Annotated in this window: 11 protein-coding genes and 4 pseudogenes; 6 read left to right on the forward strand and 9 right to left on the reverse strand. The window is 68.5% G+C overall.

What is annotated here, in order from left to right:
- Nucleotide 1 precedes the first annotated feature (1 nt).
- The 5 genes and pseudogenes from HK415_RS03775 to pyrG form a co-directional block, all read right to left on the reverse strand.
- Complete coding sequence (locus HK415_RS03775; protein ID WP_171556831.1) at nt 2-277, reverse strand: septum formation initiator family protein; 276 nt, start codon at nt 275-277, stop codon at nt 2-4.
- Between the two features lie 3 nt (nt 278-280).
- Nucleotides 281-1563 (reverse strand): annotated as a pseudogene (gene eno / locus HK415_RS03780) (phosphopyruvate hydratase).
- Nucleotides 1564-1600: 37 nt separating this feature from the next.
- Nucleotides 1601-1906, reverse strand: coding sequence for a DUF1330 domain-containing protein (locus HK415_RS03785; protein WP_171556832.1), 306 nt, complete (start codon nt 1904-1906; stop codon nt 1601-1603).
- Nucleotides 1907-1919: 13 nt separating this feature from the next.
- Nucleotides 1920-2776: pseudogene (kdsA, locus tag HK415_RS03790) on the reverse strand (3-deoxy-8-phosphooctulonate synthase).
- Nucleotides 2777-4461, reverse strand: a pseudogene (gene pyrG, locus HK415_RS03795) (CTP synthase). It abuts the pseudogene before it with no gap.
- A gap of 119 nt (nt 4462-4580) precedes the next feature.
- Between pyrG and coaBC the strand changes: the two are divergent.
- From coaBC to HK415_RS03810, 3 genes are all read left to right on the forward strand, one after another.
- Nucleotides 4581-5795, forward strand: a complete 1215-nt coding sequence (coaBC, locus tag HK415_RS03800) for a bifunctional phosphopantothenoylcysteine decarboxylase/phosphopantothenate--cysteine ligase CoaBC (RefSeq protein WP_171556833.1) — start codon at nt 4581-4583, stop codon at nt 5793-5795.
- A 10-nt stretch (nt 5796-5805) separates the two neighbouring features.
- Nucleotides 5806-6252: a dUTP diphosphatase gene (gene dut, locus HK415_RS03805; protein ID WP_171556834.1), complete on the forward strand. Its 447-nt coding sequence runs from the start codon at nt 5806-5808 to the stop codon at nt 6250-6252.
- Nucleotides 6253-6413: 161 nt separating this feature from the next.
- A complete protein-coding gene (locus tag HK415_RS03810) occupies nt 6414-6914 on the forward strand; it encodes an outer membrane lipoprotein (protein WP_171556835.1) in 501 nt (166 codons plus the stop codon).
- A gap of 59 nt (nt 6915-6973) precedes the next feature.
- On the opposite strand, the gene HK415_RS03815 is transcribed toward HK415_RS03810, so the two are convergent.
- On the reverse strand, nt 6974-7468 hold the full coding sequence (locus HK415_RS03815) for an FKBP-type peptidyl-prolyl cis-trans isomerase (RefSeq protein ID WP_171556836.1): 495 nt from the start codon (nt 7466-7468) through the stop codon (nt 6974-6976).
- A 24-nt stretch (nt 7469-7492) separates the two neighbouring features.
- Here HK415_RS03815 and HK415_RS03820 point away from each other — a divergent pair, with 24 nt between their 5' ends.
- From HK415_RS03820 to HK415_RS03830, 3 genes are all read left to right on the forward strand, one after another.
- Nucleotides 7493-8626 carry a cupin domain-containing protein gene (locus tag HK415_RS03820; RefSeq protein WP_171556837.1) on the forward strand — a complete coding sequence of 378 codons (1134 nt, stop codon included), beginning with the start codon at nt 7493-7495 and terminating at the stop codon, nt 8624-8626.
- Complete coding sequence (locus HK415_RS03825) at nt 8623-9135, forward strand: hypothetical protein (RefSeq protein WP_171556838.1); 513 nt, start codon at nt 8623-8625, stop codon at nt 9133-9135. Before HK415_RS03820 ends, HK415_RS03825 begins: the two co-directional genes overlap by 4 nt.
- A gap of 158 nt (nt 9136-9293) precedes the next feature.
- Nucleotides 9294-9536: a hypothetical protein gene (locus HK415_RS03830; RefSeq protein WP_171556839.1), complete on the forward strand. Its 243-nt coding sequence runs from the start codon at nt 9294-9296 to the stop codon at nt 9534-9536.
- A gap of 65 nt (nt 9537-9601) precedes the next feature.
- Here HK415_RS03830 and HK415_RS03835 read toward each other — a convergent pair whose 3' ends face one another.
- From HK415_RS03835 to dapA, 3 genes and pseudogenes are all read right to left on the reverse strand, one after another.
- Nucleotides 9602-10378 carry an MBL fold metallo-hydrolase gene (locus HK415_RS03835; RefSeq protein WP_171556840.1) on the reverse strand — a complete coding sequence of 259 codons (777 nt, stop codon included), beginning with the start codon at nt 10376-10378 and terminating at the stop codon, nt 9602-9604.
- 1 nt (nt 10379) lies between these two features.
- Nucleotides 10380-11458, reverse strand: a pseudogene (gene bamC / locus HK415_RS03840) (NlpB/DapX family lipoprotein).
- Nucleotides 11459-11489: 31 nt separating this feature from the next.
- Nucleotides 11490-12377, reverse strand: coding sequence for a 4-hydroxy-tetrahydrodipicolinate synthase (gene dapA, locus HK415_RS03845; protein WP_171556841.1), 888 nt, complete (start codon nt 12375-12377; stop codon nt 11490-11492).
- Nucleotides 12378-12406: the final 29 nt, after the last annotated feature.

Genomic DNA, 12406 nt, shown 5'->3' on the forward strand with positions numbered 1-12406 from the left:
ATCACTTCACGATTTGTACGAGGATCTCGTTGGGCTTGACCATGCCCAGTTCGCCGCGCGCCTTCTCCTCGACCATGTCGAGGCCCTCGCGCAGGTCGCGCACCTCGGCGGCCAGGCGCTCGTTGGCGGACTGCGCGATCGCGTTGTGCGCCTTCTGCTCGTCCAGCTTCTGCTGCATCTGCGCGACGTCGCCCACGCTGCCCCGGCCGATCCAGAGCTGCGCCTGCACCACGGCCAGCAGGCCGACGAGCAGGGCGGCGACGACGCGGCTGTTCAACGCCTAGCGCAGGTTGTAGAAGGCCGAGAGGCCCGGGTACTGCGCGATGTCGCCGAGGTCTTCCTCGATGCGCAGCAGCTGGTTGTACTTCGCCATCCGGTCCGAACGCGAGAGCGAGCCGGTCTTGATCTGGCCCGCGTTGGTGCCCACCGCGATGTCGGAGATGGTGGAGTCCTCGGTCTCGCCCGAACGGTGGCTGATGACCGACGTGTAGTTGGCGCGCTTGGCCATCTCGATGGCGGCGAAGGTCTCGGAGAGCGTGCCGATCTGGTTGATCTTGATGAGGATCGAGTTGGCGATCTTCTTCTCGATGCCTTCCTTCAGGATCTTGGTGTTGGTGACGAACAGGTCGTCGCCCACCAGCTGCACCTGGCGACCCATGCGCTCTGTCAGCAGCTTCCAGCCGTCCCAGTCGCCCTCGGCCATGCCGTCCTCGATGCTGATGTCGGGTACTTGCTGGCCCAGGACTGCAGCACCGAGGCCCAGTCGGCGGCATTGAGGCGCTCGCCTTCGGCCGACAGGTCGTACACGCCGTCCTTGTAGAACTCGCTGGACGCGCAGTCCAGGCCCAGCGCGATCTGCTCGCCCGGCTTGTAGCCGGCCTTCTCGATCGCCTGCAGGATCATCTGGATCGCCGCCTCGTGGTTCTCCACGTTGGGCGCGAAGCCGCCTTCGTCGCCGACGGCGACGCTCATGCCCTTGTCGTGCAGGATCTTCTTGAGCGCGTGGAACACCTCGGCGCCGTAGCGCAGCGCCTCGCGGAAGCTGGGCGCCCCCACGGGGATGATCATCAGCTCCTGCAGGTCGAGGTTGTTGTTGGCGTGGGCGCCGCCGTTGACGACGTTCATCATCGGCACCGGCAGCTGGCAGCCGTTCATGCCGCCGAAGTAGCGGTACAGGGGCAGGCCGGATTCTTCGGCCGCGGCGCGGGCGACGGCCATCGAAACGGCCAGCATCGCGTTGGCGCCCAGGCGGCTCTTGTTCTCGGTGCCGTCCAGGTCGATCAGCGTCTTGTCCAGGAAGTTCTGCTCGCTGGCGTCGAGGCCCAGCACCGACTCGGAGATCTCGGTGTTGATGTGCTCCACGGCCTTGAGCACGCCCTTGCCCAGGTAGCGCTTGGGATCGCCGTCGCGCAGCTCGATCGCTTCGCGCGAGCCGGTGGACGCGCCGGAGGGAACCGCCGCGCGGCCCATGGTGCCCGACTCCAGCAGGACGTCGCATTCCACGGTGGGGTTGCCGCGCGAGTCCAGGATCTCGCGGCCGACGATGTCAACGATGGCGCTCATTCAGGTTTTCTTCTTTGAAGTTTTGGGAATCCGCGTCTCAGACCGGGGCTGCCACACCCTCGACCAGGACCATGTTGAAGTATTCGGTGGCGCCCTGGCGGAAGCTGCGCGCCTGCGTGTACATCTCGCCGTCGTAGAAGGCCTTGGCCTGCTCGTAGCTGGGGAAGCGCAGCATCGCCACGCGGTGCGGCTGCCAGTCGCCTTCCAGCGTCTCGTGCTTGCCGCCGCGCACCAGGTACTCGCCGCCCGCCGCCTTCACGGCCTGCGGCGCGCGCGCCATGTATTCCTTGTACTGCTCGGGATTGGAGATGTTCATCTCCACGATCAGGTAGGCAGCGGGCATGGGTCCTCTCCTGTCAGGCCGAGAAGCTGTTCTCGAGGAAGCCGTTCTTCTTGGTGATGCGATCGAGCTCCACCAGAGTTTCCAGCAGCGCGCGCATGTGCTTCAGCGGCACCGCGTTGGGACCGTCGGACAGCGCCTTGGCGGGATCGGGGTGCGTCTCCATGAACAGGCCGGCGACACCGACCGCGACCGCGGCGCGCGACAGCACCGGCACGTGTTCGCGCTGGCCGCCGGAACTGGTGCCCTGGCCGCCGGGCAGCTGCACGGAGTGGGTGGCGTCGAACACCACGGGCGCACCGGTCTCGCGCATGATCGCCAGCGAGCGCATGTCCGAGACCAGGTTGTTGTAGCCGAAGGAGGCACCGCGCTCGCAGGCCATGAAGCTGTCTTCCGGCAGGCCCTTCTCGCGCGCGGCGTCGCGGGCCTTCTGGATCACGTTCTTCATGTCGCCGGGGGCGAGGAACTGGCCCTTCTTGATGTTCACCGGCCTGCCCGACTGCGCCACCGCGCGGATGAAGTCGGTCTGGCGGCACAGGAAGGCGGGCGTCTGCAGCACGTCCACCACTTCGGCGACGGTGGGGATCTCCGCTTCGGTGTGCACGTCGGTGAGGATGGGAACCTTCAGTTCCTTCTTCACCTTGGCCAGGATCTCCAGGCCGCGCGTCATGCCCGGGCCGCGGAAGCTGGTGCCCGAGGAGCGGTTGGCCTTGTCGTAGCTGCTCTTGAAGATGAAGGGGATGCCCAGCGCGGAGGTGATCTCCTTCAGCTGGCCGGCCACGTCCATCTGCAATTGTTCGGATTCGACCACGCAGGGTCGGAAATGAGGAAGAAGGGCTTGTCCAGCCCGGCTTCGAAGCCACAGAGCTTCATTTAAGCGACTGCCTTGAGGGGTTTGCCGCCCGCGCCCTTGTGGGCGCCGGCCTGGTGCTCGCAGGCGGCATGGATGAAGGAGTTGAACAGCGGATGTCCGTCCCAGGGCGTGGACTTGAATTCCGGGTGGAACTGCACGCCCATGAACCAGGGGTGCACGTCCTGCGGCAGTTCGACGATCTCGGTCAGGTGCTCGCGCTGGGTCAGCGCGGAGATCACCAGGCCCGAAGAGCGCAGCTGGTCGAGGTACTTCACGTTCGCTTCGTAGCGATGGCGGTGGCGCTCGGTCACCACGTCGCCGTAGATCTGGTGGGCCAGCGTGCCCTTGGAGACGTCGGAGCTCTGCGCGCCCAGGCGCATGGTGCCGCCCAGGTCGGACTTCTCGGTGCGCGTCTTGATGGTGCCGTCGGCGTCCTGCCATTCGGTGATCAGCGCGATCACGGGGTGCGGCGTCTCGGGATCGAACTCGGTGCTGTTGGCGCCGGGCAGGCCGGCGACGTCGCGCGCGTACTCGATGGTGGCCACCTGCATGCCCAGGCAAATGCCGAGATAGGGCAGCTTGTTCTCGCGGGCGAAGCGGGCAGCGAGGATCTTGCCTTCGATGCCGCGCTTGCCGAAGCCGCCGGGCACCAGGATCGCGTCGAAGCGCGAGAGCTGGTTGACGGTCTCGGGCGTGATCGTCTCGGAGTCCATGTAGTCGATCTTCACGCGCACGTGGTTCTTCAGGCCGGCGTGGCGCAGCGCTTCGTTGAGCGACTTGTAGCTGTCCGACAGGTCCACGTACTTGCCGACCATGGCGATGTTGACTTCGCCCTTCGGGTGCTCCACCTCGTACACCAGGTCGTCCCAGCGCTTCAGGTTGGCGGGCGGCGTGTTCAGGCGCAGCTTGTCGCAGATCAGGCCGTCCAGGCCCTGCTCGTGCAGCACGCGCGGCACCTTGTAGATGGTGTCCACGTCCGGCATGGAGATCACGCCCCAGCGCGGCACGTTGGTGAACAGGCTGATCTTCTCGGCCTCGTCCTCGGGGATCTTGCGGTCGGCGCGGCACAGCAGGGCGTCGGGCTGGATACCGATCTCGCGCATCTTCTGCACGGTGTGCTGCGTGGGCTTGGTCTTCAGCTCGCCGGCGGCCTGGATGAAGGGCACGTAGGTGAGGTGGACGAAGGCGGCGTTGTTGGGGCCGAGCTTGAGCGCCATCTGGCGCACGGCTTCCAGGAAGGGCAGGGACTCGATGTCACCCACCGTGCCGCCGATCTCCACGATCGCGACGTCCACCTGGGTGGAGGTGCCGACGCCGGCGCCGCGCCGCACGAATTCCTGGATCTCGTTGGTGACGTGCGGGATGACCTGCACCGTCTTGCCGAGGTAGTCGCCGCGGCGTTCCTTCTCCAGCACCGACTTGTAGATCTGGCCGGTGGTGAAGTTGTTGGCCTTGCGCATGCGCGTGGACACGAAGCGCTCGTAGTGGCCGAGGTCCAGGTCGGTTTCCGCGCCGTCGTCGGTCACGAACACCTCGCCGTGCTGGAAGGGGGACATCGTGCCCGGATCCACGTTGATGTACGGGTCGAGCTTGATCAGGGTGACTTTGAGGCCCCGCGACTCCAGGATCGCTGCGAGGGAGGCTGAGGCGATTCCCTTGCCCAGGAGGACACCACACCGCCGGTGACGAAGACGAATTTGGTCATGTCAGGTCGGGAGGGCCGCTCCCGGGGAGGTGGTAAAGCGAGATTATAAGGAAGGTGCTCATCCTGGCTTCCTGCTGTGCCGAAAAAGCCGCAGTCGAGGCCCCTTACACTCCCGCCTCATGAACGACCTTGCGGGCAAGCACATCGTCCTGGGACTCACCGGCGGCATCGCCTGCTACAAGTCCGCGGAGCTTTGCCGGGCGCTGGTCAAGGAAGGCGCCACCGTGCAGGTGGTGATGACCGAGGCGAGCGAGCAATTCATCACGCCCGTGACCATGCAGGCGCTGTCCGGACGGCCGGTGTACACCTCGCAGTGGGACCCGCGCGAGCCGAACAACATGCCGCACATCAACCTGTCGCGGCAGTCCGACGCCATCCTGATCGCCCCCTGCAGCGCCGACTTCATGGCCAGGCTGGTGCACGGGCGGGCCGACGAACTGCTGTCGCTGATGTGCCTGGCCCGCCCGATCGACCGCGTGCCGCTGCTGATTGCCCCGGCCATGAACCGCGAGATGTGGGCGCATCCGGCCACCCAGCGCAACATGGAGCAGCTCGCGGCCGACGGCGCCACCATCCTCGGCGTGGGCAGCGGCTTCCAGGCCTGCGGCGAAACGGGCGACGGCCGCATGCTGGAGCCGCAGCAATTGCTGGAGGACCTGGTCGCCTTCTTCCAGCCCAAGGTGCTGGCGGGCCGCAAGGTGGTGATCACCGCCGGCCCCACCTTCGAGGCGCTCGACCCGATCCGCGGCATCACCAACCACTCCTCGGGCAAGATGGGTTTCGCGATCGCCCGGGCGGCGCGCGAGGCCGGGGCCGAGGTCGCCCTGATCGCCGGGCCGGTGAGCGTGGCCACGCCGCGCGGCGTGCGCCGCATCGACGTGAAGTCCGCGCGCGACATGCTGGCGGCGACGCAGGCGGAAGTGCCGGCGGCCGACATCTTCATCGCCGCCGCCGCCGTGGCGGACTGGCGGCCCGTGGCCGAGGCGGACCAGAAGATCAAGAAGGACGGCAGCGGCGAGGTGCCCGTGCTGCGCTTCACCGAGAACCCCGACATCCTCGCGACCGTCGCGCAAGGCGAGCGCGCCAAGAGCAGGGCGCTGTTCTGCGTCGGCTTCGCGGCCGAAAGCCACGACCTGGTCAAGCACGCCAAGGCCAAGCGCGAACGCAAGGGCATCCCGCTGCTGGTGGGCAACATCGGGCCGCTGACCTTCGGCCAGGACGACAACCAGATGCTGCTGGTGGACGAGAAGGGCGTGCAGGAGCTGCCGCGCGCGCCCAAGATCGAATGCGCCCGCCAGCTCGTGGGCGAGATCGCGCGCCGCCTGCCCCGTTGAACGAGAACCCATGAAAGTCGACGTCAAGATCCTCGATCCGCGCATGGCGGACCAGTTGCCCACCTATGCCACGCCGGGCAGCGCCGGGCTGGACCTGCGCGCCTGCATCGACAAGCCGCTGGACCTGGCGCCCAACGCCTGGCAGCTGGTGCCCACCGGCATCGCCATCTGGCTGAAGGACCCGGGCTATGCCGCGATGATCCTTCCGCGCTCGGGCCTGGGGCACAAGCACGGCATCGTGCTGGGCAACCTGGTCGGCCTGATCGACAGCGACTACCAGGGCCAGCTCATGGTGAGCGCCTGGAACCGCAGCGACACGGCCTTCACGCTGCAGCCGATGGAGCGCCTCGCGCAGCTGGTGATCGTTCCGGTGGTGCAGGCCTCGTTCCACGTGGTCACGGAGTTCCCCGCCACGCAGCGCGGCGCGGGCGGTTACGGCTCTACAGGGAAGAGCTGATGTATGCCGGCGTGCGCGCCGGCTGACACCTTGTCCATCGATCTCCTACGCCAAGGAGGGAGATTCCCTGCGCCCGCGCATGTCTTTCCCCCGATTCAATGGCTGTACAGGGCGCCTGCCGGGCTGCCATGTGGAACACGTTTCGAATCAAGGAGAATTTCATGCGCAAGATTTCCCGTCTGTCCTCGCTGGTCCTCGGCGGCGTCGCCGCGTCCATGCTGGCGGCCTGCTCGTCCTATGGCCCGACCGCCCCGGTCTATCCGACGGTGTCGTCCCCGACCTATCCCGCCGCTTCCTACCCGGTCGCCGGCATGGAGTACGGCCGCATCGTGAACATCGAATACATGCCGGTCGGCACCAGCGCACCGCGCAACACGAGCATCCTGGGTGCCGTGGTCGGCGGCGTGGCCGGCGCCGTGCTGGGCAATCAGATCGGCAGCGGCTCGGGCCGCACCGCGGCGACCGTGCTCGGTGGCGTGGCCGGCGCGGCCGTCGGCAACCAGATCGCCCGCAACCAGCAGGGCGTGACCACCACCCCCGGCTACCGCATCACGATGCAGACGGACCAGGGCGTGATCCGCACGTACGAAGTGCCCGCCACGGGCGACCTGCGCGTGGGCGACCGCGTGCGCGTCGACAACGGCGTCATCTACCGCGGCTAAACCCCGCGCATGATGGCAAAACGCCCGGCAGTGCCGGGCGTTTTTCATGGGGGAGGCACTCAGTCGCCGATGCGGAAGAAGCCCGCGCCCAGCGTCCCGCGGCCGGTTTCCTCCTCGGTCGCTTCGCGCACGGCTTCGACCTTGACGTGCAGCCGCAGCGCGATGCCCGCCAGCGGATGGTTGCCGTCCAGCACCACGTGTTCGGGATAGATCTCGGTCACGGTGTAGAGGAGGTTCTGCGGAGCGTCCGGGCTGGTGGCGCCCGCCGGCATGCCTTCGTAGGTCATGCCTTCCTCGAGTTCCTTGGGAAACACCGAGCGCGGCTCGAGGAACACGCGCGTCTCGTCGTAGTCGCCGAAGGCGTCCTCGGGTTCCAGGTGCAGGTCCAGGAGGTCGCCGGGTTCGTGCCCTTGCAGGGCGTCCTCGATCTTGGCCAGCAGGTCGCGGCCGCCGACCAGGAACTCCACGGGCTCCTCCAGGCGATCGAGTTCCTCGCCCAGCGTGTCCTTCAGGGTCCAGGTGAGCGCGACGACGCAGTGCGGTGTGATTTCCATAGGAGAATTGTCGCACCACGCCCGATGCACACCGACCGACCCCTGCCCCTGCTCGGCGGCCTCACGCCCGCCCAGTTCATGAAGCGGCACTGGCAGAAGAAGCCGCTGCTGGTGCGCAACGCCATCCCCGGATTCCAGCCCCTGCTGCCGCCGCGCGAGCTGTTCGCGCTGGCCGCGCGCGAGGAGGTCGAGTCGCGCGTGGTGGTGCGTGAGGGCGCCGGCTGGCGGCTGCAGCGCGGCCCCTTCGCGCGCCGTGCACTGCCGCCCCTGAAGCAGCGCGAGTGGACCCTCCTGGTGCAAGGCGTGGACCTGCACGACCGCCGCGCCCACGAGTTGCTGCACGGCTTCTCCTTCGTGCCGGCCGCGCGCCTGGACGACCTGATGATCAGCTTCGCCAGCGACGGCGGCGGCGTGGGACCCCATTTCGACAGCTACGACGTGTTCCTGCTGCAGGCCCAGGGGCAGCGCCGCTGGCGCATCGGCCGGCAGAAGGAACTGCGGCTGCAGCAGGGCGTGCCGCTGAAGATCCTGGAGGATTTCGAGCCGGAAGAGGAATACGTGCTGGACCCCGGCGACATGCTCTACCTGCCGCCGCGCTATGCGCACGACGGCATCGCGGTGGGCGAGTGCCAGACCTACTCGATCGGCTTTCGCGCGCCGGCGCAGGCGGAGCTCGCGCGCGAGCTGCTGCAGCGCATCGCCGACGAAGCCGCGGAGGAAGAGGGCGAACCGCGCCTGTATCGCGATGCCGGCCAGGAGGCGACCGACGCGCCGGGGGCGATCCCCGCGGGGCTGGGCGCGTTCGCGCGGCAGGCGCTGGCCGCGGCGCTGAAGGACCCGTCCGCGCTGGACAGGGCGCTGGGCGAATACCTCAGCGAACCCAAGTCCAACGTGTGGTTCGAGCCCGGCGCCGCGCCGCGCCGCCTGCGGTCGATCGAACTCGACGCGCGCACGCGGATGCTGCACGATCGCCTGCATGTGTTCATCAACGGACAGGCCTGGCGCGCCGGCGGCCGGGATGCGACGCTGATGCGGCGGCTGGCCGACCGCCGCCGGCTGGATGCGCGCGAGCTCGAAGGCGCGAGCGAGGCCGCGCGCGAGCTGCTGCTGTCCTGGTGCGAAGCCGGCTGGGCGCACGCCAATGGAGGTGCCACATGAACGACGACAAGCCATCGGGTTCCCCCGCGGCACTGCCTTCCCGGCGCTTCGAGGGCCGCGAGGAATTCCGCCAGCTGGTGCGGGACGCGCTCGCCACGGCCGCGCGCGACGGCTGGCACGAGATCATCCTCAGCGATGCCAGCTTCGACGAATGGCCGCTGGGCGAGCGAGCCGTGGCCGACTCGCTGCAGGCCTGGGCGCGCGGCGGCCGGAGCATGGTGCTGCTCGCGCGGCAGTATGACCGCGTGGTGCGGCAGCATGCGCGCTTCGTGCAGTGGCGGGTGACCTGGTCGCACATCGTGACGGCCCACGTGTGCCCGAGCGCCGATCCGCTGGACCTTCCCAGTGCCATCTGGAGCCCGGCCTGGGTGCTGGAGCGGCGGGACATCGAGCATTCCAACGGCTTCTGCGGCAGCGAACCGGAGCGGCGCGTCGCCCTGCGCGAGACGCTCAACGAGTGGCTGCGCAAGTCCACGCCGGGTTTCGCGGCCAGCACCCTCGGCCTCTAGGTCGCGGGCAGCCCGCACCCCACGCTGCAAATGCGGATCAAGCTATAATCGTTGGCTGAGCTGGAAAGGGCTCGAGCCTCTCCGCTCGGTCACTAGCGGCCCCGACCGCCTGGACAAACTTCCGGAAATTGCGTCCCATCCCTAAGAAGGAAACTGAAATGAAGAAATCCCTCGTTCTCGCCATGCTGGTTGCCGCCGCTGCCCTGGCCGCCTGCGGCAAGAAGGAAGAGCCGGCGCCTGCCCCGGCCCCCGCTCCCGCTGCTGCTCCGGCGCCCGCCCCGGCCCCGGCCGCTGCTCCCGCCGCCGATGCCGCCGCTTCCGCTGCTGCTGGCTCCGCTTCCGCTGCTGCCGGCTCTGCCTCCGCCGCCGCGGGTGCTGCTTCCGCTGCCGCTTCGCGCTAAGCACTGCACGCTTGCAGAAAAGCCGCCCTCGGGCGGCTTTTTCTTTGGGCGTTCGAAGAGGGCGATCAGGCGCTGAGCCAGCCGCAGCCGGAAGGCCCGTCGGCCACGTGGACCTCCACCGCGCTGCCCAGCGCATCGGCCAGCGCCTGGCGCACCAGTTCGGGCTTGTTGTTCTGCTCGCTCAGGTGCGCGGCCAGCACCTGGCGCAGCATGCCGGCGCCCACCAGCGATTGCGCCAGCGCGGCCGCGGCACTGTTGGCCAGATGGCCCCAGGCACCGCCCACGCGGCGCTTGAGGAAGGGCGGATAGGACGAGCTCGCCAGCATGGCCTCGTCGTGGTTGCATTCCAGCAGCAGGGTGGCGCAGCCTGACAGTTCCTGCAGCACGTGCGCGCTGACGTGGCCCAGGTCGGTGGCCAGTCCCAGGCGCACGTCGCCGTCGGTGCAGGTGAGCTGCAGGGGCTCGCGCGCGTCGTGCGGGACGGTGAAGGGCCGCACCTGCAGGTCGCCGATGGCGATCGCCTGCGCGTCGCAGGCCAGGCGCAGCAGGCCTTGGAAGTCCGGCTGGCCGAGCGCGGCATAGGTGCCTTCGCTCATGTACACGGGGATGCGCTCGCGCAGGGCGAGCTGGCGCGCGCAACCGATGTGGTCGCCGTGCTCGTGGGTGACGAAGATCGCGTCGACCTGCTCGGCCAGCATGCCGGCGGCACCGAGGCGCTTGTCCAGCTCCCGGATGCCCAGGCCGCAATCGACCAGCAGGTGCGTGAGCCCCGTGGCGCCGCGCGCCTGGATGACGGTGGCGTTGCCGCTGCTGCCGCTGCCCAGGCTCTTGAAGCGCAGCACCTTACTTCAGGTCGTCGGCGATGACCTGCACGATGCGCTGCGCGTTCTGGGAAGCCTCGGGCGCGCCGTTGGCATTGAGCACGGAGACCGTGGTGGTCTGGCCTTCCGTCTTCAGGTTGATGCGGTACTTCAGCGGCTGCTCGGCGGGCGCGTTGCGGCTGAAGATGCGGCCCAGGAAGCCGGGCTCCTTCTTGTCGGCGTTCGGCGGCACGTAGCGCACGAAGTAGGTGCCCTGGCTGCGGTCGCGGTCCTCGACGGTGAATCCGGTGCGGTCCAGCGCCAGGCCGACGCGGCGCCAGGCGCGGTCGAAGGGCTCGTCGATCACCACCACCGGCTGGCTGTTGAGGGAGGCGACGCGCGAGGTCGGGCGCTCGCTGGCCACTGCGGTGGCGGCCTGCGCCTGCACCTGCGGCGCGCCCAGGCGCACCATCAGGCGGCGCAGGAATTCGGCTTCCAGCTCGGGGTCGGCCGCGCGCGGCTGCCAGACCGTCTGGTCCTTCTGCGCATTGGAGTACACCTCGATCATGCCGCGGTGGCTGACGAAGATCTCGGTGCCGCCGGTGGGCGAGCGCTCCAGGCGCGTGCGGAACTTGTCGCGCTCGGCGGTCGAATAGACGGAGTCGAGCACCTTGCCGATCGCGTTGCGGATGAAGTCCTGCGGGATCTTGGCGCGGTTCTCGGCCCAGTCGGTTTCCATGATGCCCAGGTTGGGCTGGTCCATCGCCAGCAGGAAGCCGCTTTCCTGCCAGAAGTCGCGCACGGCGGGCCACACCTGGTCGGCCGGGCGGTTCACCACCAGCCAGCGCTGGTTGCCCGCGCGTTCCACGCGCACGTCGCCGATGGCGTGTGGGCGGTCGGCACGCCGGGCAGCGTCTGCCCGAGGGCATAGGTGCTGGCGGACACCGGGCCGCCGGGCACGACGTAGCGCGAGTCGCGCGACAGCTGGGTCAGGTCGGGCGGCACTTCCAGGGTCTGGCCCTTGGTCGCGCTCCTGTAATCGATCTTGTCGCCGTCCAGCACGGAACAGGCGGACAGGGCGGCAGCCACGGCAACGAGGCCGAACTTCACGGTCAACTTCATGGGATTCCTCTAACTCTCTTGCTCGCGGCGCTCAGCGCAGCAGGCCGCAGGCGCGCAGCGCCTGTTCGACCACGGCTTCGTTGCCCTTGGCCAGCGGCGTCATCGGCAGGCGCAGCGCGCCGCCCATCAGGCCCATGCGGGCCATCGCCCATTTCACCGGGATCGGGTTGGCTTCCACGAACAGGTGCTTGTGCACCGGCATCAGCTGGAACTGGATTTCCATCGCGCGCTTGGCGTCGCCGGCGATCGCCGCGTCGCACAGCTCGTGCATCAGGCGCGGCGCCACGTTGGCGGTGACGCTCACGTTGCCCTGGCCGCCGCACAGCATCAGCGCCACCGCGGTCGGGTCGTCGCCGGAATAGATCGCGAAGCCCTTGGGCGCCTCGCGGATCAGCCACTGCGCGCGCTCGATGTTGCCGGTGGCTTCCTTGATGCCGACGATGCCCGGCACTTCGGCCAGGCGCAGCACGGTGTCGTGCAGCATGTCCGCGACCGTGCGGCCGGGGACGTTGTACAGGACCATCGGCAGGTCGCCGGTCGCTTCCGCGATGGCGCGGAAGTGCTGGTACTGGCCTTCCTGCGTCGGCTTGTTGTAGTAGGGGACGACCTGCAGCTGGCAGTCGGCGCCGACCTTCTGGGCGTACCTCGCCAGCTCGATGGCTTCGAGGGTGGAGTTCGCGCCGCAGCCGGCCATGATCGGCACGCGGCCGTTGGCCTGTTCGACGGCCACGCGGATGATCTCGCGGTGCTCCTCGACGTCCACGGTCGGCGACTCGCCGGTGGTGCCGACCACGCCGATGCAGTCGGTGCCTTCCTGGATGTGCCAGTCGACGAGCTTGCGCAGCGCCGGGTAATCGACGCTGCCGTCGTCGTGCATCGGCGTCACGAGCGCCACGATGCTGCCAGTAATCGGTGTCATGGGGTTGTTGTTCCCGGGGAATACGAGAT

The organism is Ramlibacter montanisoli, from assembly GCF_013087525.1.
In the GTDB taxonomy this organism is placed as follows: Bacteria; Pseudomonadota; Gammaproteobacteria; order Burkholderiales; family Burkholderiaceae_C; genus Ramlibacter; species Ramlibacter montanisoli.